Source organism: Rosenbergiella sp. YN46 (assembly GCF_036620675.1).
Classification (GTDB): domain Bacteria; phylum Pseudomonadota; class Gammaproteobacteria; order Enterobacterales; family Enterobacteriaceae; genus Jejubacter.
On record NZ_JAZHEE010000003.1, the window covers coordinates 44,815 to 64,470 of the forward strand.

Annotated in this window: 16 protein-coding genes; 9 read left to right on the top strand and 7 right to left on the bottom strand. The window is 56.9% G+C overall.

Annotation, left to right across the window (positions count from 1 at the left end):
* Position 1 precedes the first annotated feature (1 nt).
* The gene (gene tamB, locus V3W49_RS03580) at positions 2-3,775 is read right to left on the bottom strand and encodes an autotransporter assembly complex protein TamB (RefSeq protein ID WP_500143743.1); all 3,774 of its coding nucleotides are present in this window, start codon (positions 3,773-3,775) and stop codon (positions 2-4) included.
* Positions 3,772-5,508 carry an autotransporter assembly complex protein TamA gene (gene tamA / locus V3W49_RS03585; RefSeq protein WP_500143745.1) on the bottom strand — a complete coding sequence of 579 codons (1,737 nt, stop codon included), beginning with the start codon at positions 5,506-5,508 and terminating at the stop codon, positions 3,772-3,774. The genes tamB and tamA overlap by 4 nt, the downstream gene beginning before the upstream one ends.
* A 226-nt stretch (positions 5,509-5,734) precedes the next feature.
* Between tamA and msrA the strand changes: the two genes are divergently transcribed.
* Together msrA and paeA are read left to right on the top strand one after the other, a co-directional pair.
* Positions 5,735-6,373, top strand: coding sequence for a peptide-methionine (S)-S-oxide reductase MsrA (msrA, locus tag V3W49_RS03590; RefSeq protein ID WP_500143746.1), 639 nt, complete (start codon positions 5,735-5,737; stop codon positions 6,371-6,373).
* A gap of 312 nt (positions 6,374-6,685) precedes the next feature.
* On the top strand, positions 6,686-8,017 hold the full coding sequence (paeA, locus tag V3W49_RS03595) for a polyamine export protein PaeA (RefSeq protein WP_500143747.1): 1,332 nt from the start codon (positions 6,686-6,688) through the stop codon (positions 8,015-8,017).
* Between the two features lie 224 nt (positions 8,018-8,241).
* Here the strand turns inward: paeA and V3W49_RS03600 are convergent, their stop codons facing one another.
* Entirely contained in the window at positions 8,242-8,448 is a 207-nt protein-coding gene (locus V3W49_RS03600; RefSeq protein ID WP_064525854.1) for a DUF1107 domain-containing protein, read from the bottom strand.
* 309 nt (positions 8,449-8,757) lie between these two features.
* Here V3W49_RS03600 and V3W49_RS03605 point away from each other — a divergent pair, with 309 nt between their 5' ends.
* On the top strand, positions 8,758-9,315 hold the full coding sequence (locus V3W49_RS03605; RefSeq protein WP_500143749.1) for a YtfJ family protein: 558 nt from the start codon (positions 8,758-8,760) through the stop codon (positions 9,313-9,315).
* Here the strand turns inward: V3W49_RS03605 and cysQ are convergent.
* Positions 9,305-10,048: a 3'(2'),5'-bisphosphate nucleotidase CysQ gene (cysQ, locus tag V3W49_RS03610; protein ID WP_500143750.1), complete on the bottom strand. Its 744-nt coding sequence runs from the start codon at positions 10,046-10,048 to the stop codon at positions 9,305-9,307. The genes V3W49_RS03605 and cysQ overlap by 11 nt on opposite strands.
* 219 nt (positions 10,049-10,267) lie before the next feature.
* On the opposite strand from cysQ, the gene V3W49_RS03615 reads away from it, so the two are divergent.
* Positions 10,268-12,214 (top strand): bifunctional 2',3'-cyclic-nucleotide 2'-phosphodiesterase/3'-nucleotidase, encoded by a 1,947-nt coding sequence (locus V3W49_RS03615; protein WP_500144013.1) that lies wholly within the window; start codon positions 10,268-10,270, stop codon positions 12,212-12,214.
* Here the strand turns inward: V3W49_RS03615 and V3W49_RS03620 are convergent.
* Complete coding sequence (locus V3W49_RS03620; protein ID WP_500143751.1) at positions 12,183-12,629, bottom strand: winged helix-turn-helix transcriptional regulator; 447 nt, start codon at positions 12,627-12,629, stop codon at positions 12,183-12,185. The genes V3W49_RS03615 and V3W49_RS03620 overlap by 32 nt on opposite strands.
* Before the next feature lie 81 nt (positions 12,630-12,710).
* Between V3W49_RS03620 and V3W49_RS03625 the strand changes: the two genes are divergently transcribed.
* The 4 genes from V3W49_RS03625 to ytfE all read left to right on the top strand — a co-directional run bounded on the left by V3W49_RS03625 (position 12,711) and on the right by ytfE (position 16,198).
* Positions 12,711-13,562 carry an SDR family oxidoreductase gene (locus V3W49_RS03625; protein WP_500143752.1) on the top strand — a complete coding sequence of 284 codons (852 nt, stop codon included), beginning with the start codon at positions 12,711-12,713 and terminating at the stop codon, positions 13,560-13,562.
* Between the two features lie 45 nt (positions 13,563-13,607).
* Complete coding sequence (locus V3W49_RS03630; RefSeq protein WP_500143753.1) at positions 13,608-14,429, top strand: AraC family transcriptional regulator; 822 nt, start codon at positions 13,608-13,610, stop codon at positions 14,427-14,429.
* 75 nt (positions 14,430-14,504) lie between these two features.
* Entirely contained in the window at positions 14,505-15,470 is a 966-nt protein-coding gene (locus V3W49_RS03635; RefSeq protein ID WP_500143754.1) for a DMT family transporter, read from the top strand.
* A 62-nt stretch (positions 15,471-15,532) separates the two neighbouring features.
* Entirely contained in the window at positions 15,533-16,198 is a 666-nt protein-coding gene (ytfE, locus tag V3W49_RS03640) for an iron-sulfur cluster repair protein YtfE (RefSeq protein ID WP_500143755.1), read from the top strand.
* Between the two features lie 71 nt (positions 16,199-16,269).
* Here ytfE and cycA read toward each other — a convergent pair whose 3' ends face one another.
* Both cycA and bamJ read right to left on the bottom strand, forming a co-directional pair.
* Entirely contained in the window at positions 16,270-17,676 is a 1,407-nt protein-coding gene (gene cycA, locus V3W49_RS03645) for a D-serine/D-alanine/glycine transporter (RefSeq protein WP_500143756.1), read from the bottom strand.
* Positions 17,677-18,084: 408 nt separating this feature from the next.
* A complete protein-coding gene (bamJ, locus tag V3W49_RS03650; RefSeq protein WP_500143757.1) occupies positions 18,085-18,705 on the bottom strand; it encodes a BamJ family beta-barrel-assembly machinery protein in 621 nt (206 codons plus the stop codon).
* A gap of 262 nt (positions 18,706-18,967) precedes the next feature.
* On the opposite strand from bamJ, the gene V3W49_RS03655 reads away from it, so the two are divergent.
* Positions 18,968-19,591, top strand: coding sequence for a LysM-like peptidoglycan-binding domain-containing protein (locus V3W49_RS03655; RefSeq protein WP_500143759.1), 624 nt, complete (start codon positions 18,968-18,970; stop codon positions 19,589-19,591).
* The last annotated feature ends 65 nt before the right edge of the window (positions 19,592-19,656 follow it).

Genomic DNA, 19,656 nt, shown 5'->3' on the forward strand with positions numbered 1-19,656 from the left:
GCTAAAACTCAAACTGATAAAGCAGATCCAGTGCCTGATCTACGCCAGACACCGCTTCCAGATACAGTTTAGGCATCAGGCGGTAACGTAAAGTCAGCGTCGCCAGCGAATCAAAAATGCCCATCCCATATTTCACCTGCAGGCCCGGTAACACATAGCCGCTGACCACCACCTGGGAGGAGTCGCCCACCCCTTCGGTATCCAGCGCCAGATTACTTACGCCAAAGGTTTCGCCGATTTTACCCACAACCTGACCACTCTGTGCAACCCCCAGGCCAATTAGCATTGAGGTCATGGCCTGGCTGTCAGTGCCAGAGGCATCCAGCCCCTGGCCGCGCAGCAGGTAGGAGAGCGCTTCCTGCTGAGAGAGAACCGGGTCAGAGAAGACCTCCACCTTAGGTTCATCGGCAGAACCGGTAACCCGCACCCCGGCGGTCACATCGTCTTCAGTGGCATCCGGATTACGGATCGCCTCGATATTCAGCAGCGGCTGATCCGGCGGGCCGGAAAACAGCAGTTCTCCTTTACGCACCAGCAAATCCTGGCCGTAAGCGTGGAAACGCCCTTCCGGAATATTGATCTGGCCGTTCAGGCCCAGCCCCTGCTTATCCTGAGCCACTTTCAGATCGCCGTTAAGCTTCGCCTTCAGCCCGAAAGCGTCCAGCCGCACATTATCGCCCACGTGGATATTCAGGTTGCTGTTGATTGGGATCCCGGCGCTGACCGCCTCTTTGGGTTTGAGATCTTTATCCAGCATCACTTCGTCGCTGGAGACCCCAACCGCACTTTCCGGCAGCTCCTGAACGGTGATCCGCGCCCAGGGCACGTCCACATTACCATTCAGCGTAAACAGGCTGGGGTTAGCTTCAAACACCACGTCCGGCGATACGTCCAGCCTCACCATCGGCGGCACGGTGACTCGCACCCGATTCCCCTTCGCCGCGACTCTGGCGCGCCAGTTATCGAGCTGGCTCCAGTCAGCGTCACCGCTCAGGTTTATCTGACCGCGACCGGTGCGTACCACGCCCTGCAGGGTGGAGCTCATACCGTTAAAGGCGAGCGTGAGTTCGCTGGGCACCATATCGAAGGGCATAAAGTTGCCGTCGATATCCAGATTGCGTAAACGCAGATCGCCAAACATTTGCGGATTACGGGCATTGCCTCCCAGCCGCAGATTCGCGTTCAGGTTCCCCGCCGCTTTCTCGCCGCGCGAGAAGATGGCGTTCACCATCGCCAGCGAGAAGTCGCGAATGTTAATGTTGCCAGCCAGATTTCGCTGGCCCTGCGGATCGTTGACCTGTACCTGACCGTCGAACTGACCGTTATTGGCGATGCGAATCATCCAGCCCATCTGGGCGCGATTGTTACGCAATTCGGCATCCAGGTTCAGGGTATCAAATGCCACCGGCAGCGGGTTGTTATTCACCTCCTGCACCACCTTCACGCCGCGTCCCTTAAGAGCCACTTTGCCCTGCGGCAGGCCACCCTCACTGTTCCAGGTCACATCGGCATTGCCGCTGAATACCCCACTGGCCTGGGTGGTATCCGGCATAAAGGGTTTGAGCATCGCCAGGTCGAAGCGGTTAAGATTAACAACCGCATGACCGCTGGCTCCGGCTTCAATGGTCTGCGGTACGCAGAGTTCGGCATTCGGGTTATTCCAGCAGTGCGGCCCGATATTAATCTTCTGCTGCTGATTGTGATAATCCAGCGCAATGGCGCGCGACAGCGACCAGGGCCCGACCGGGGTATCGAAACGGGTATCGCTAAGCTGCCCCTGCCAGCGTTCGGCTTTACGATCGAAGCTGCCGCTCAGATGCAGTCGGCCAGAGACCGGTTCCCCCTGAATGTTGAGCTGTAGCTGATGCTGTTGCTCGTTCCCTTTCGCATCCATGGTCACCTGGCTGATATCCAGGCCCGGCTGTTTGACGCTATTCACCTGGAGTGAAAGGTTGCCGGCTATCTGATCGCTGGACGTGACATCCCCCGACAGCCGTACGCGATTGATGGAAAGCTCCTGCCAGCGCAGCCCGTTAGCGGTCAGATCCGCCAGCAATTTCGGCGCCTGCAGATTACCGCGTAGCTGAATCATCCCTTTAGCCGTACCGCCCAACCCTGGCAGCGCATTATCCAGATTAGGAGCGTCAATGTTGGCATCCAGCGCCATCGACTTATCGCCTACCTGCCCCTTCACATCGGCGCGGTTACGACCCAGCGCCACGTGCAGACCCGGGATATCCCACTGCATGTAGCTGTTGCCTTTGAGCTGACCATCGACGTTAACCGGGTTCTGCTTCACGTTGCCGTTGAGCTTCAGTTCCGGCACTTCCATCTGCCAGGTTCCGCCGTACAGGCTGCCGCGGGTTTTCACCAGACCGTTCAGCTTCGCCGGCCAGTCCGGGTACTGCTTCGCAGTATTGATACCGTCCAGACGCAATTCGCTGCGCCAGCTAATGGCCTGCTCCCAGTCCAGCACCGCGTTAAGATCGATATTCCCCTGTAGCGCCGCGACCCGCAGTTTATCCAGGTTTATCTGACACTCGTTTCCTTTCGCATCCAGAGTGATAGTGGCGGGTGGCACCTGATCGCCCTTCACCGCGGTGCGCAACGACAGAAGATAGTCGGTCGCCTTACCGCTGAGCTTCAGGTGGAGATTATCCGCCTGATACTGCTTCGCGCCGCTCAGGGGCCAGTAAAGTCGCGGGCTGTTAATCTCGACGTTCATCGGTAGCCCTGCTTCCGCCAGACGGGCATCGGCCTTTAGCGCTACCGCCACCGGGCCGCTCAGATTCAGTCCCAGATTCAGCGTGTCGCGCAGCGCGCCGTTCACTTTCAGCTTGATCTTCTCACCCTTAAGCGGCTCGACGTTCAGCGCGCTATTCAGGGTGATATCCACCGGCCAGTCGCCGCGCAGCTCAGCGCCGCCGCTGGCGGTAACCTTGCCCTGATCGGAATCGATATCCAGGGTGTCGATCTTCATGTGTCCATCGCTGCTGCTTACCTTCAGCAGCAGATTGTGCACCATCAGATCGGTGTCGCCAGTCATGCGTAACTGCTCGCCCTTAAACGACTGGATATTCAGGTTTACCGGCAGATGAACATCGGTCATTTCCGGCAGCAGCGGTTTAGCGAACATCTGGCGTAGCGTCTCACCCAACGGCGGTGCATTGGGATCCGGTTTCTCGACCGGCTCCACCACCTGTTCCTGCGCCACATCGGCGGCCTTCGGCAGTGCTATCAGCAGCCCCTTGAGCGAGGTAGGGGTCAGCGTCAGGTTACGCTGCTCCCACGCCATTCCCGAGGAAAAATCCATCACCGATACGGTGGTGTCGTCGATTTTAATATTGACGTTATTCAGCGCCAGGCGACTGAGGCTAATGGGATAAGGCGTACTGAGGTTCAGCGGCCCGCTCTCTTCCTGCTCCGGCTGCGCGGCGGCAGGCGGCATCTTTTTGGTATCCACCACCACGTTGACATCGCGCAGCGAGATGTCGTTAACGCACAGGCTGGAATTCCACAAACAGGCGGGTTTGAGCGCGAAATGAAACTCGCCGGCGCGCACTGCCACGCCAGGCTGCTCATAACTCACGCCTTTTACCGACAGATTACGCCAGCCGCCGGTCACCTGAGCTATCTCCAGCCCCGGCACCCAGCGATTCGCCGCTTTAAAGATCAGATGCAGACCGGTAGTGGTTCCGACCAGAAACGCCACACTGCCGATAAGCACCAGCAGAACCACCAGCACCGCAAGGCTTATTTTCTTCCATCGCCTCATAATTCAGGCCCCAGACCGATGTAGAACTGCAAACCATGCTCCTCGTCATCGCCGACCGGCACCGCGAAGTCCAGCTTGATGGGGCCGACCGGCGACTGCCAGCGTACCCCGACGCCAGCGCCGGTCTTGAAGTTACTGCGTTTGATGTCGTTTACCGCTTCACCGGCATCGACGAAGACTGCGCCCCACCATTTACCGGTCACATTGTACTGGTATTCCACTGACCCCGTGGCCAGCTTCGAGGCACCGGTCAGTTTGCCTTCGCTGTCTTTAGGCGAGATCGATTTGTAGTCATAGCCACGAATACTGCGATCGCCCCCGGCAAAGAAGCGCAGATCCGGCGGCACCATATTGAAATCATTGGTTTCTATCCATCCCAGGTTGCCGCGAAAGACAAAACGATGGCGATCGAACAGGGTGCGGATCCAGACGTTTTGCGCCTGCATCACAATAAAGTCGACGTCGGACCCCCACAGGGTGTTGGAGTAGTCCACAGAATAGCGCTGAGAATCGCCCCAGGTAGGCATCAGACCGCCGCGCGAGCGGGTACGGCTAATGCTGGCGCCGGGATACAGCAACATGGTGGTGTTGGTGATTTGCCCCTGGGTAAAGTGGTCGAGACTCCAGCGCAGGTTGAGCGCCTTTTTCCAGCCGCTTTCGTTATCCCAGTTGCGCGATACCGCGAGCGTGGTGGAGTCCGCCTCGGTATCGTTAAGGTCGGTGCGCTTAAAGCCGCCCTGCACCGTGTAGTACTGCTCCAGCGGACTTTTCAGCAGCGGGATCTTATAGCTGAAATCCAGAATCTGTTCCGGGGAAGAGATGCTGGCGCTGGTGGTCAAACTGTGGCCCCAGGAGTTAACCCAGGGCTTCTTCCAGGTGGCTTTAACCCGCGGGCCGACGTCCGTGGAATAGCCAATCCCGGTTTCAATGGTATTGCTGCTGCGCGGTGACATGACGCCATTCAGCGGCAGCACCTTAGTTTTACGTGACTTTTCGAAGTCCGGCGCCACCACCACCGAGTTAAACCATCCGGTCGCGGCCAGTCGTCGGTTCAGCTCAGCCAAATCGCTGGAGTTGTAGTAGTCGCCCTCTTTAAAGGGCACCAGCTTATCGAGATATTCGGTACGGATCTGCGACCCCTGGAAATTCACCTTACCAAAGCGGTAACGTTCGCCGCTGTCATAATCGAAATCCCAGAAAGCCTGATGCCGTTCAAGAGAAATGCCAAGCTGGCTCTTTTTAAATTCACTGTCGAAGTAACCACGGCGCAACGCAATGCTGGTAAAGCCTTTTTTAAAGCTTTCATAGTCGCCGTGATTCAGAACCGTGCCCTCTTTCGGACGCTTTTTCAGGTGATTCAGATAGGCTTCATCGGTACGCGCACCGCCGCGCAGGATCACATTGGTACCGCCAATGCGTACCGGCTCGCCGGCTTTTACATTAACCAGCAGCACCTGACGACCGCCTTTGGATGGGGGCGGTTTTAGATCGAAGTCGATAGTCGGCTCATAGTAACCCAGCGCTTTTAGTCCTTCGCGGATCGCGTCATCCACGCGCGCCTGGAAGCGCCGGTCAGGTGTTACCTCATCGCTCTGGATAGTAGATAGCTGCGCACGGACGTTTTTTTCCAGCTCTCCGCTGAGTCCCTCGACTTTTAGCCTCACGCTGGCCGCATTCGCCAGACCGCTTACCAGCAACAAGCTGGCCAGACAAATAATTCGAATTCGTGGCACGTATTCTCCTGATATCCCTTGTCTCCATTCCCTGAAAAAGCGTCTCGCCACTCCGCGGCGTCGCAAAACCCTAAAACCAAAGGGTTGAAAAGTTATCGATGTCCCAAATAATTCTTATAGTTTATGGATAACCCGATTGAAGCGTTTATTGTCCGCAAATGAGCGCCGGGTTACAACCTTGCAACGCCAGTCTGTTAATTTTCTTACTCTCTTCGGGGGCAATACCGTGACACTCTTTGATAAAACCCACCTTGTGGCGCCGTCGGAAGCACTGCCAGGCCGCAGTACGCCAATGCCGGTTCCCACGCTAAATGCCGTCACCGGCCACTCGATGACCAACGTGCCGGAAGGCATGGAAGTGGCGCTGTTTGCCATGGGCTGCTTCTGGGGCGTGGAGCGCCTGTTCTGGCAGCAGAAAGGCGTCTACAGCACCGCTGCGGGCTATACCGGCGGCTATACCCCCAATCCCACCTACCGCGAAGTGTGCAGCGGCCAGACCGGCCATGCCGAAGCGGTTCGGGTGGTTTATGACCCCAAAATCATCAGCTATGACCATCTGCTGCAAATCTTCTGGGAAAATCACGATCCGGCTCAGGGCATGCGCCAGGGCAACGATAAGGGTACCCAGTATCGTTCCGCCATCTATCCACTGACGCCGGAACAGGAAACCGCGGCCCAGGCGAGCCTGGAGCGCTATCAGCAAGCGATGGCCCAGGCCGGCGACTCACGCACCGTCACCACCGAAATCGCCCACGCGACGCCATTCTACTACGCCGAAGAGGAGCACCAGCAGTACCTGCACAAAAATCCTTATGGATACTGCGGCATTGGCGGCATCGGCGTCTGCCTGCCCCCTGCCGGCTGAGCCACTGGCGGCCTGAGGTGCCCCCCTGCTATAATGCAGGACGTTACCCCGCGATATTAATGGCTTTATTGCTGTGACATCGCGGGGAAGTTAACCGGCCTTGTACCCTTCGGCCGGTTTTTACGTGTTTACCTGTCATACTTCAGGCTGCCGATACGTTGGCTGCGCTTGCCCACCCCAGTCACATAGTACGGCTATGCTCCCGGGGATTCACAAGCTTGCCGCTTTCCTGCAACCTGAAGGATTTAGGGTAAAATTCACACGGATTATCAACTTTCCTTCCGAGGATCTGGCCAGACGGCCGGATAAGATATGTTAAACAGTATTTTACTGATACTTTTCCTGATCGCTGTCAGTGCGTTCTTCTCGGTATCCGAGATCTCGCTGGCCGCTTCCCGTAAGATTAAGCTGAAACTGCTGGCGGACGAAGGCAACGTTAATGCCCAGCGGGTGCTCGCCATGCAGGAAAACCCGGGTACCTTCTTTACCGTGGTACAGATTGGCCTGAACGCGGTGGCCATTCTGGGTGGTATTGTCGGCGACGCGGCGTTCTCCCCGGCCTTCCGAGAAGTGCTCGACAAATTCCTGTCCCCCGAACTTTCGGAACAAATCAGCTTTATCCTCTCGTTCTCGCTGGTCACCGGCATGTTTATTCTGTTCGCCGACCTGACCCCGAAACGCATCGGTATGATCGCGCCGGAAACTATCGCGTTACGGATCATCAACCCGATGCGCTTCTGTCTGATAGTCTTTAGCCCGCTGGTGTGGTTTTTTAACGGTCTGGCCAACTCCATCTTTCGCCTGTTTAAGCTGCCGATGGCGCGCAAAGACGATATCACGCCGGACGATATCTACGCCGTGGTGGAAGCCGGCGCGCTGGCCGGGGTGCTGCGCAAGTCGGAGCATGAGCTGATCGAAAACGTCTTTGAGCTGGAGTCACGCACCGTGCCCTCTTCAATGACCTCGCGTGAAAACATCGTTTGGTTCGATCTCCACGAAGATGAACAGAGCCTGAAGACCAAGATAGCCGAACATCCGCACTCCAAATTCCTGGTGTGTAACGAGGATATCGATCACATCATCGGCTATGTCGACTCCAAAGAGCTGCTGAACCGCGTGCTGGGCAACCAGAGTCTGGCGTTGACCAGCGGCGTACAGATTCGCAATACGCTGATCGTACCGGATACCCTGACGCTCTCAGAAGCGCTGGAAAGCTTCAAAAGCGCGGGCGAAGACTTCGCCATTATCATGAACGAATATGCGCTGGTGATGGGGATTATTACCCTGAACGACGTAATGACCACCCTGATGGGGGATCTGGTGGGCCAGGGGATGGAAGAGCAGATAGTCGCCCGCGACGAAAACTCCTGGCTGGTGGAAGGGGGTACCCCCATCGACGACGTGATGCGCGTACTGGATATCGACGAGTTCCCACACTCCGACAATTACGAAACCATCGGCGGCTTTATGATGTATACGCTGCGCAAGATCCCCAAGCGTACCGATTCCGTAAAATACGCCGGCTACAAGTTCGAGGTGGTGGATATCGACAACTTCCGCATCGACCAGTTGCTGGTGACGCGCCTGGACAAACGGCCAACGCCGCTATTGCCCAGACTGCCCGACGAGCAGAGCGCGTCCTGACGCCAGAAACATCAACGGCCCCAGCGGGGCCGTTAAGACTGTTGATAAACCTGGGCCGAACGCCTTCGGCCAGAATCATCATAAAAATAAACAAGGAAAATCAATTCATTGATTTTCGGCTGATAACCGCAAAGAGGAAAAACCACGTTTTTTCCTCTTTGTTATAAACCTGAACGGCCCCAATCGGGGCCGTTTTTACTTCACGCCATTCATGTTCCGAACGATTACGCCATATCTGTCTGTAAACGCATAACCTGACGATTGACCTCGGACATAACGGATAAGTGAAGCTTATCTTTCACTTTCGGGATCAGGATCTTACCCTTATCGAACTCGAAAGCGCCAACGTCCTTGATATACAACCGTCCACGGAACAGGATCTTCACGTACTTCGCCACCTGAAGCGGGTTGTAACGTTGGAAAATTTTCATTCTCAATTCTCTCCTGCTTTTTGGGTCTACGCCTCGCGGAGCCAAATCTGGCTAACCGACGTAGTGAGACGCAAATTTTGTTGCCCAAAAACTATAGACCATAAATCACAGGGCACCCAGTCTGCCTGATGTTATTTACCGTTTTATTACAATTTTTCAGAGCTTTCTTTTCAGTTCCCCACAGAACTCAGAATAAGGATCCAAATATTTCAGGATATGTGCGCCAGCCCCCAGACTGGCATTAACCTTGCGTGAAAGGGGTTGAAAGCAGACATATGCTTTAATGAAACGCTGAAAAGAGGAACCGCTATGTCTCTACGTGCCGTACTGCCCCTGCTTTGCCTGCTGCTGCCGACAACCATTAACGCCCATAACCTGAAAAACGGCCATCGCGTGGCGCCGGTGGGGATAAGCGAGCGGGGGGAACTGATGTTCAACCAGGATAAGTTTAGCTATAAAAACTGGAACAGTAGTCAGCTAACGGGAAAAGTGCGAGTGGTGCAACATATTGCCGGACGCGCTTCGGCAAAAGAGATGAATGCTTCGCTGATTGAAGCCATCAAACAGGCCAGACTGCCCAAAGACCGCTATCAGACGACCACTATCGTCAACACCGACGACGCCATCCCTGGCACCGGCATGTTTGTGCGCAACAGCATCGAGAGCAACAAAAAGCAGTATCCCTGGTCACAGTTCGTGGTAGACGACCAGGGCCGGGTGCAGCACGCCTGGAAGCTGGATTCCGGCGGCTCTGCCATTGTGGTACTGGATAGCGACGGACGGGTGCGCTTCGTCAAAGACGGCGCCCTGACCGCTCAGGAAGTGCAGCAGGTTATCACTCTGCTGCATCAACTGGTTAAAAAATAGAGACCCGAAACCCAGGATTCAGGAAGGATTCGCGCGGCGTGTAGTCCAGGGGACGCCCCTGCCAGTCATTAACGTGAGCGCCAGCGGCCACCGCCACCGCGTGGCCCGCAGCGGTATCCCAGATATTAGTCGGTCCAAAACGCGGATAAAGTTGGGCCTTGCCTTCCGCCACCAGGCAAAATTTCAGCGACGAGCCAATCGATGTGGTCTGGTGCTCACCCAGTTGCTGAAGGTACTCATTCAGCTCAGGATCGTTACCATGGGAGCGACTAATCACCACCAGCGGCGGCTTGCCGTCGCGAATATGGATAGGATTATTTACGCCCCCCTCTTCCTTCCAGGCCTTCCCTTGTGCCGCGCTATACATCACCTTCAGCGCCGGAGCATACACCACCCCCATCACCGCTTTACCGTTTTCGATCAGGGCGATATTCACGGTAAACTCATCGTTACGCTTCAGGAACTCTTTAGTGCCGTCCAGCGGATCCACCAGCCAGTAACGCTGCCAGCCCCGGCGCTCTTCCCACTGCTGGGGAGCCTCTTCTGAAAGCACCGGAATTTCCGGCGTCAGCGCCTTCAGTCCTTTGATTATAATTTCGTGCGCAGCGATATCCGCCGCCGTTACCGGTGAATCGTCTGATTTACTGCTGGCCTCCAGCGGCTGCTCACCATCGTAGACCCGCATAATGGCATCGCCGGCCTCCCGCGCGAGCTGGCAAATATTCTCTAACATCGTTCACCTCGTGTTGTGTTGCTGCGTTAACCGCCGCCCGGCGATTAACCTGTTGTTTTAACATATGAGTTTTTATATCTCATTATGCCTGGCTGCGCTATCTGTGAAGGAATTCCGGTTTCCCCGCTTTGTTTTCTGGCAGGATTCACATTTTTAATCGCAATTTACTCTCTCCTGCACAATGTTTTGCGAAACAGCTCGGAAAAAAGGACGTTAATGATGATTAAGTTTAGCGCAACGCTTATTGCCACGCTGGTCGCGGTCGGGGCCCATGCCGCTATCCTCGATCTGCGCATCATGGAAACCACGGACCTGCACAGTAATATGCTGGCCTTTGATTACTACAAAGATAAACCAAGCGAAAAATTCGGTCTGGTACGTACCGCCAGTCTGATCAAAGCCGCCCGGGCAGAAGCGACGAACAGCGTGCTGGTGGATAACGGGGATCTGATTCAGGGCAGTCCGCTCGGCGACTACATGGCGCATAAGGGGCTAAAACAGGGCGAAGTGCATCCGGTCTACCAGGCGATGAATACCCTGGATTACGCCGTCGGCAATCTGGGAAATCATGAATTTAACTACGGGCTGGACTACCTGCACAAAGCGCTGGCCGGCGCCCGTTTTCCCTACGTCAACGCCAATATCCGCGACCTGAAAACCGGCAAACCGCTGTTTACCCCTTACCTGATAAAGAAAACCCGGATAAAAGACCGCGACGGGCAGAGCCACACGTTGAATATCGGTTACATCGGTTTCGTACCACCGCAGATTATGGTCTGGGATCGGGCCAATCTGAACGGCCGGGTTACCGTGGACGATATCACCGAAACCGCTCGCCGCTACGTACCGCAGATGCGTCAACAGGGCGCGGACATTGTGGTGGCGGTGGCCCACTCCGGCCTTTCCAGCGATCCCTGGCAGGCTATGGCCGAAAATTCAGCGGGCTACCTTAGCCAGGTACCGGGCATCGACGCCATCCTCTTCGGTCATGCCCACGCCGTCTTCCCGGGCAAGGATTTCGCCAGGGTTCCCGGCGCCGATATCGAAAAAGGGACGCTTAACGGTATTCCCGCGGTCATGCCGGGGATGTGGGGCGATCACCTCGGCATCGTGGATCTGACGCTCAGTAACGACGAAGGTACCTGGAAGGTGATTCAGGGCCGCGCGCAGGCGCGCCCCATCTACGATAACGGCGCTAAAAAGTCGCTGGCGCCGGTGGATAAAAAGCTACAAAGCATTCTGAACGACGCCCATAACGCCACCCGTGACTTTGTCAGCCAGCCCATCGGTCGCTCGTCCGACAATATGTACAGTTATCTGGCGCTGGTGCAGGACGATCCCACGGTACAGGTGGTCAATAATGCCCAGCGCGACTACGTTAAACGCTATATTCAGGGCGATCCCAACCTGGAAAATCTGCCGGTGCTTTCCGCCGCCGCTCCGTTTAAGGTTGGCGGCCGTAAAAACGATCCAGCCAGTTTTGTGGAAGTAGAAAAAGGCGAACTCACCTTCCGTAACGCCGCCGATCTCTATCTTTACCCCAATACGCTGGTGGTGGTGAAAGCCAGCGGACAGGAGGTTCAGGAGTGGCTGGAATGCTCTGCCGCCCAGTTTAACCAAATCGACATTCACAGCAGCAAGCCCCAGCCGCTTTTGAACTGGGAAGGTTTTCGCACCTATAACTTCGATATTATCGATGGCGTGAATTATCAGATAGACGTTACCCAGCCCGCACGTTACGACGGCGAATGCCAGTTGATTAACCCGCAGGCCCATCGTATTAAGGCGCTGACCTATAACGGCAAACCCATCGATCCTCAGGCGGCCTTCCTGGTGGCGACCAACAACTATCGCGCCTGGGGCGGTAAATTCGCCGGTACCGGCGAAAAGCACATCGCTTTTGCTTCACCGGACGAAAATCGCGCGGTGCTGGCTGCCTGGATTGCCGAACGCACAGGCCGCGACGGCGAGATCCACCCGGCAGCGGACAACAACTGGCGACTGGCCCCCATTCACAGCCAGACGCCGCTGGACATCCGCTTTGAAACCTCACCAACAGAGAAAGCCACCGCCTTTATTAAAGCCAACGCGCAGTATCCGATGACCCGTGTGGGCAGCGATGATATCGGCTTCGCTATCTGGCAACTGAATCTGCAACGGCCATAGCGGGCTTTTCCATCTCGCCGGCGCCGCCATCTGCGGGCCGGCTGGCCTCCTGCACCCGCGGCAGATTATCCTCAATCCAGTCCGCCAGCGCCGCGACCCTCTCGCTGACCTCCCGACCCAACGGCGTCAGGCTATACTCCACATGAGGTGGCACTACCGGATGAGCACGCCGTAGTACAAAGCCATCGGCTTCCAGCCACTGCAGGCTCTGAGCCAGCATCTTCTCGCTCACGCCGCCCATTTTACGGCGCAGTTCGCTAAAGCGATGGGTGCCATCGCGCAGCGCCACCATAATCAGCACGCCCCAGCGGCTGGTGAGGTGCTTCAGGACTTCGCGCGACGGACATTTTTCTGCAAACAGATTCCCGGTTCGCAGCTTTTCGCTCAGGGAATTTACCGACTCGTTCTGTTTCATGGTTACCTTCTGGTACGTACTTACTAAAAGTTAGTTATGGTGCTATTGTGCCACAGCCAACCCGAAATAAGGAGCAGAAAAATGATTGCGATTACAGGCGCATCCGGCCAGCTGGGCCGTCTTGCCATTACCGAGCTATTAAAAAGCGCTCCTGCCAGCCAGCTTATCGCTATCGTGCGCGACCCCACAAAGGTCAGCGACCTGGCGGCGGCGGGCATTAACATCAGGCAGGCCGACTATCGCGATGAAGCGGCGCTAAACGCCGCACTAAACGGCGCGGAACGCCTGCTGTTTATCTCCTCAAGCGAAGTGGGCCAACGTAGCGCCCAGCACCGCCATGTGATCAATGCGGCCCATCAGGCTGGCGTTAAATTCATTGCCTATACCAGCCTGCTGCACGCCGACCGCTCACCGCTGGGACTGGCGGCAGAACATGTGGAAACGGAAGCGATGCTGGCCCAAAGCGGCATTCCTTATGCGCTGCTGCGCAACGGCTGGTATGTGGAAAACTACCTGGCAAGCCTGAAGCCAGCCCTTGAGCACGGCGTCCTTATGGGTTGCGCCGGTGACGGCAAAATCGCCGCCGCGCCGCGTGCCGACTATGCTGCCGCCGCCGCCAGCGTCATGACTCAGGCGGATCCAGCAGGCCGGGTCTGGGAGCTGGCCGCCGACGAAGGCTGGACGCTGAGCCAGCTGGCGGCGGAAGCGGCGCGCATCAGCGGAAAGCCGCTGGTCTACCGAAATTTGAGCGAAGATGACTATAAAGCGGTGCTGCTTGACGCCGGACTGCCGGAAGGGTTGGCCGTCATGCTGGCGAATTCCGACAGCGGCGCGGCTCAGGGCGGTCTTTATGACGACGGCCACCAGCTCAGCCAGCTGCTGGGACGCCCCACCACCCCGCTGACCCGGAGCCTGAGCGCGGCGCTGTCATAATCCCGCCATCTCCCTATAATGGGAGGATGATAACGGGAGAACAGCATGCAGGGCGTTCCTGACGAGTTTAACGATATCCGCGATCGTGCCAGCTTCCGACACCTGCCGGACTTGCCTGGCGTGGAGCTTTATCGCGCCCATATCGCGCGCTACGCCTTCGAACCCCATACCCATGAGGGCTTCGGCATTGGCGCCATCGAACAGGGCGCCGAACGCTTCCGCTATCGCGGTGCCTGGCACCTCGCCGGGGCCGGTTCGTTGGTCACCATGAATCCGGACGAGCTACATACCGGCCAGGCAGAAAGTCAGGACGGTTGGCGCTATCAGATGATCTATCTGGAGCCGCAAACCCTTAGCGACATCAGCGGCGAGCCGATCTGGTGGTTCCGGGACGCGGTTCGTCAGGATCCAGCCCGCGCCAGCGCCACGCTGGCGCTGATTCAGTCCCTCTGGGGAAACGACGACCCGCTGACCCGTCAGGGAATTCTGCTACAGCTGGTGGCGCTGCTGCGCCCGGTCGCCTCGCCGCCCCCTGCGCCGCGTGAGGCGACCTGCCGCTTCTCACGGGTTCAGGAATATCTGCACGATAACTACATGCGCCCCATCACCCTGGATGAGCTGGCCACTGTCGCTGCCCTGAGCCCCTGGCATTTCCAGCGTCAGTTCAAAGCCCACTACCACGTTACGCCGCACCAGATGCTGATGGCGATTCGTCTGTGGCGCGCCAAACAGCTGCTGACCAGCGGCATGGCCCCTGCCGCCGTCGCCGTCGCGACCGGCCTGAGCGATCAGGCCCATCTGACGCGCGCCTTCTCCTGGCGCTACGGCATTACCCCCGCCCGCTACCAGAAGCAGGTAAGGCGCTAATACCGCAAGCTGCGACAATATTTCCGCCTCGCCTCTCCTTACACTCACCGCCAGTGGATGAATAAGGATAAGAAGATGCTGAGTGGTATTGTCTGGGCCCTGATGGCGGGGCTGATGTGGGGGCTGATCTTTGTGGGGCCGCTGCTGGCGCCGGATTACCCGGCCGTGCTGCTGTCTACGGGACGCTATCTGGCCCTGGGCGTTATTGCGCTGCCGCTGGCCTGGCTCGGACGCCGGCGTCTGCGCCAGCTCAACCGCCGGAACTGGCTGACGGCGTTGCGCATCTCCGTCATCGGCAATCTGGTCTATTATCTGTTCCTCGCCGCCGCAATTCAGCGCACCGGCTCGCCGATCTCCACCATGATTGTCGGCACGCTGCCGGTAGTGCTACCCATCTGTGCGAATCTGCTCTACAGTCGGCGCGACGGCCATCTACCCTGGCGCCGGTTGCTGCTGTCTCTGGCGGTCGTCACCGTCGGACTGGTGCTGGTTAATATTGCCGAACTGCGCCATGGCCTGCCGGATTACAGCCCCCTGCGTTACGGAGCAGGACTGGGCATGGCGCTGCTGGCAATGATCTGTTGGGCCGTCTACGCCCTGCAAAATGCTCGCTGGCTGCGAGAGAATCCCGATAAGAGCCCCATGATGTGGGCCACTGCACAAGGGCTGACGATTCTGCCGCTGTCGCTTATCGGCTATCTGGTCGGTTGTCTCTGGCTGGCCTGGCAGAAGCCAGCCTTTCCACTCCCCTTTGGCCCGCAGCCGGGCCAGTTCATCGCGCTGATGTTCGTCATTGCCATCCTCTGTTCCTGGATAGGCGCCCTGTGCTGGAACGAAGCCAGTCAGCGGCTTCCCACGGTGATCCTCGGGCCGCTTATCGTCTTCGAAAATCTGGCCGGATTATTTTATGCCTTTCTGCTGCGCCACGACTGGCCGCCGCTGGCGACGCTATTGGGCATCGCGGCCCTGATTATCGGCGTGGTGATGGCGCTTCGGGCCAGGCCTGCGCCAGGTGTGGTCAGTGCTGACATAAAAGAGTGATAGCTTTCCCATAAAGATGCATTTAAAATGCATTTTATAGTTCACTGATGAGGATTTTGGCTATGGCTTTTCGTGACCAGGCTTTAGGGGAACTGGCGTTAACCATTCCACGGGCGTCGGCGCTGTTCCGTAAATACGATCTTGATTTCTGCTGCGGCGGTAAACAGACGCTGGCGCGCGCAGCGGCCCGCCGCGAGCTGGATCTGGAGGCTATCGAGGCCGAACTGGCGGCGCTTGCCACTGAACAGCCCGAAAAAGAGTGGCGAACCGCGCCGCTGGGCGAAATCATCGACCATATCCTCGTGCGTTACCACGACAGACACCGCGAGCAGCTACCGGAGCTTATCATGCAGGCTACCAAAGTAGAGCGCGTGCATGCGGACAAACCAGGCGTACCGCGCGGCCTGGCGAAATATCTGACCATGCTGCATGAAGAGCTGGGCAGCCACATGATGAAAGAGGAGCAGATTCTGTTCCCAATGATCAAGCAGGGGATGGGCGCCCAGTGCGCTGGCCCCATCAACGTGATGGAAAGCGAACACGATGAAGCGGGTGAACTGCTGGAAGTTATCAAGCACACCACCAATAACGTGACGCCGCCGCCGGAAGCCTGCACCACCTGGCGCGCCCTGTATAACGGCATTAATGAAACGATCGACGATCTGATGAACCACATCAGTCTGGAAAACAACGTTCTGTTTCCGCGCGCCCTCGCTGGAGATAAATAACGAAAAAGCGCCAGTAAGGCGCCTGTATTGTCTCTCATTCGGCCCCTGTTACGGGGCCATTTTTTTACGGGTTAGCGCGTCGCCTTACGGCGCAGCATCAGCCAGCCCAGTCCCAGCACCGCAAACCAGAGAGGCGTGACCATCAACGCCTGACGGGTATCCTGCTCCAGCGTCAGCAGTACGATCACGCAGGCGAAGAACGCCATGCAAACCCAGCACATCAGTTTCCCCATCGGCATTTTGTACACCGACCTCTGGTGCAGCTCCGGGCTACGCTTACGGTAGACCAGGTAAGAGCAGAGGATAATGGTCCAGACGAACATAAACAGAATGGCGGAAACGGTGGTCACCATGGTGAAGACCTTCATCACATCCGGAATCAGATAGATCAATACCACGCCGCCCAGCAGGCAGATACAGGAGAAGGTCAGACCGGATGCCGGTACCGCGCGGCGCGACAGGCGGGCAAAGCGCTGAGGCGCCACGCCGTCCTGAGCCAGGCCGTAAAGCATACGGCTGGTAGAGAAGACCCCGCTGTTAGCCGAAGAGGCCGCGGACGTCAGCACCACGAAGTTAATGATACTGGCGGCAGCCGGCAGCCCGACCAGCACGAACAGCTCCACAAACGGGCTCTTGTTCGGCACCACCGAGCTCCAGGGGGTAACCGACATGATAATGATCAGCGCGCAGACGTAGAACATGATGATACGCAGCGGAATGGAGTTGATCGCCCGCGGCAGCGTCTTTTCCGGATCTTTGGTTTCCGCCGCGGTGGTTCCCACCAGCTCAATCCCCACAAAGGCGAAGACCGCTATCTGGAACCCGGCAAAGAAGCCGCTGATGCCTTTCGGGAACCAGCCACCGTCATTCCACAGGTGGGTAAACGACGCCTGTACGCCGGATGGCGCCTGGAAGTGCATCAGCACCATCACCAGCCCCACCACTATCAGCGCCACGATGGCGACGATTTTAATCATCGCGAACCAGAATTCCATTTCCCCGAACATCTTCACGGTCGCCAGATTCAGACTCAGCAGCACCAGCACCACCGCCAGCGACGACACCCAGTCCGACAGGCCGGGAAACCAGAACTGGGCATAAGAGGTAATCGCTACGACATCGGCCATCCCCGTCACCACCCAGCAGAACCAGTAAGTCCAGCCGGTGAAGTAACCCGCCCACGGTCCGAGGAGATCGGCGGCGAAGTCGCTAAAAGATTTATATTGCAGGTTAGAGAGCAGCAGTTCCCCCATGGCCCGCATCACGAAAAACAGCATAAAGCCGATAATCATGTAGACAAAAATAATCGACGGCCCGGCAAGGCTAATGGTTTTTCCCGATCCCATAAACAGACCGGTGCCAATGGCGCCACCGATCGCAATCAGTTGAATATGGCGGTTGCTTAGATTACGCCGTAGCGAACGTTCAGCGGGATCGTCAGATACCTGTCCATCCACGCTCTTTACCTCATCTACCATGTTATTTTCCTGTACTTGTGTTGTGTTTTGTCGGGCTCTGATGGCCCTTAATCAGTCCTGCGAACTTACGTCGGATGGTTTATCGGGTATAACCAGTCGTAAAGCACTTCTTACTCTATATTCAATAAAATGTTAATATTTCGTTGTAACTTAGTATTAAGTTATTCTCATTTCGCGAAATGACTCACAAAAATACCCCTGACAAGGGGATTTGCAAAATAAAATTATACATTCACTGAAAAAATAAAACGAAACTTCGGATTTAGCGGCGATATTGTCCTGCGCCGGCGTTCATACAGTCTGGTAAGGCCGCCGCAAAGTAAAATAACAAATTAAGATGACCTGAAACGACCAAACAAAAAGAGGCGGGCCAGTGGCCCGCCTCTTTCGTGGCATTACGCTGCGCTATTACAGAATATCCAGCAGCTCGACTTCGAACACCAGGGTGCTGAATGGCGGGATAGACGCGCCAGCGCCGCGCTCACCGTAAGCCAGCTGGTAAGGAATCGCCAGTTCCCATTTGGAGCCGACCGGCATCAGGGTCAGCGCCTCGATCCAACCGGCAATAACGCCGCTCACCGGGAATTCAGCCGGTTCGCCACGGGCGACGGAGCTATCGAACACGGTGCCGTCAATCAGCTTACCGGTATAGTGAACACGTACGCGATCCTGACGGGAAGGGATCGCGCCCTCGCCCTGAGTAATAACCCGGAACTGAAGGCCAGACTCGGTGGTGCTGACGCCTTCTTTCTTCTGATTCTCTTCCAGGAATTTCTGCCCTTCTGCCGCCATGGCCTGCTGGCGTTCACGGCGTACGCCGTCTGCACGTTCGTGCACTTCACGCAGGGCGCGATGAACCACATCAACCGGGACTGCCGGTGCGTTCCCTTCCAGCGCGTCGCGCAGGCCTGCCAGCAGAGCTTCCGGCAGCAGTCCCTGCAAACCGGACTCACGCAGTTGCTGGCCCACCTGTAAACCAATACCGTAACTTGCTTGCGCCTCTACGCTTTCAAAAGAAGGGGTCGTCATGGCTTTTCCTTTATTGCGATTTATGAAAATTAGCGGGCAGCATATCAGCCAGGTCGCGTCGGGTAAAATGCTCATCGGTGATGACAAATCAGCGCGAAAGAGAAACAATAGCGAGGATAGGGTCACGGAACCTGACATTGCTACCTGCATCAAGCAGTTAGCGGTCTATACTAAAAGACAGACGTGGCGCCGGACAGGCTATGCCACGCCAACCATCGGGACACGGCATGGTGCAAACATTTTTCACGGAGCAGGAGGCCGCATGCCAAAGCGAGTCATAAATAACCCCATTCTGGCGCGGATTTGGCACGCCCCGGACCAGGTTCGCCTGATGGATCCCCTACCGCCCATGCATCGCCGCGGTATTATTCTTGGCGCGCTGCTGATTGTTATCGGCATTCTGCTGCCCGGCGCAGACTCCGCGCCAGAGCCGAACAGCGACTCCCGCGAAGCGCAGCTGCATATGGATAATAAAGCGCCTTCCCCTGAGCCTTCCGTGGTGAATAACCGCGACCATGCTTCTGCCCGACCCGGTCAGCAGGCGACGCTGCCGACGGAGTCCGCCGAAGTGCAGGAGCAGGAAGAAAGTCAGGCGCCCATTCCCTATCAGAACAACGATATCGAACAGCAGTGGCGCAGCTACCGCGTAGAGTCGGGTAAAACCCTGGCGCAGCTGTTCCGTGACCACGGTCTACCGCCGGCGGACGTTTACGCCATGGCGAAGGTTGAAGGACAAAGCAAACCATTAAGCAGCCTGCAACAGGGCCAGGTAGTAAAGATCCGTCAGAACGCAGGCGGCGTGGTAACCGGTCTGACGGTTGAAGGCAGTGAGCAGCAGGTATTATTTACCCGCCAGCCGGACGGTAGCTTCCTGCGAGTGCGCTAACGCCCATCCTAAATGCAAAAAGCCGACCCAAAGGTCGGCTTTTTTACTTAAACGAAACGCTTAGC

What these genes read in the sequence shown, in the direction of transcription:
- V3W49_RS03605 (WP_500143749.1), top strand. Translation starts at nt 8,758, where the DNA reads ATGTCTCTACGTGCCGTACTGCCCCTGCTTTGCCTGCTGCTGCCGACA.
- V3W49_RS03635 (WP_500143754.1), top strand. Translation starts at nt 14,505, where the DNA reads ATGCTGAGTGGTATTGTCTGGGCCCTGATGGCGGGGCTGATGTGGGGG.
- V3W49_RS03630 (WP_500143753.1), top strand. Translation starts at nt 13,608, where the DNA reads ATGCAGGGCGTTCCTGACGAGTTTAACGATATCCGCGATCGTGCCAGC.
- bamJ (WP_500143757.1), bottom strand. Translation starts at nt 18,705, where the DNA reads ATGACGACCCCTTCTTTTGAAAGCGTAGAGGCGCAAGCAAGTTACGGT.
- V3W49_RS03625 (WP_500143752.1), top strand. Translation starts at nt 12,711, where the DNA reads ATGATTGCGATTACAGGCGCATCCGGCCAGCTGGGCCGTCTTGCCATT.
- V3W49_RS03655 (WP_500143759.1), top strand. Translation starts at nt 18,968, where the DNA reads ATGCCAAAGCGAGTCATAAATAACCCCATTCTGGCGCGGATTTGGCAC.
- V3W49_RS03615 (WP_500144013.1), top strand. Translation starts at nt 10,268, where the DNA reads ATGATTAAGTTTAGCGCAACGCTTATTGCCACGCTGGTCGCGGTCGGG.
- V3W49_RS03620 (WP_500143751.1), bottom strand. Translation starts at nt 12,629, where the DNA reads ATGAAACAGAACGAGTCGGTAAATTCCCTGAGCGAAAAGCTGCGAACC.
- cysQ (WP_500143750.1), bottom strand. Translation starts at nt 10,048, where the DNA reads ATGTTAGAGAATATTTGCCAGCTCGCGCGGGAGGCCGGCGATGCCATT.
- V3W49_RS03600 (WP_064525854.1), bottom strand. Translation starts at nt 8,448, where the DNA reads ATGAAAATTTTCCAACGTTACAACCCGCTTCAGGTGGCGAAGTACGTG.
- tamB (WP_500143743.1), bottom strand. Translation starts at nt 3,775, where the DNA reads ATGAGGCGATGGAAGAAAATAAGCCTTGCGGTGCTGGTGGTTCTGCTG.
- paeA (WP_500143747.1), top strand. Translation starts at nt 6,686, where the DNA reads ATGTTAAACAGTATTTTACTGATACTTTTCCTGATCGCTGTCAGTGCG.
- cycA (WP_500143756.1), bottom strand. Translation starts at nt 17,676, where the DNA reads ATGGTAGATGAGGTAAAGAGCGTGGATGGACAGGTATCTGACGATCCC.
- ytfE (WP_500143755.1), top strand. Translation starts at nt 15,533, where the DNA reads ATGGCTTTTCGTGACCAGGCTTTAGGGGAACTGGCGTTAACCATTCCA.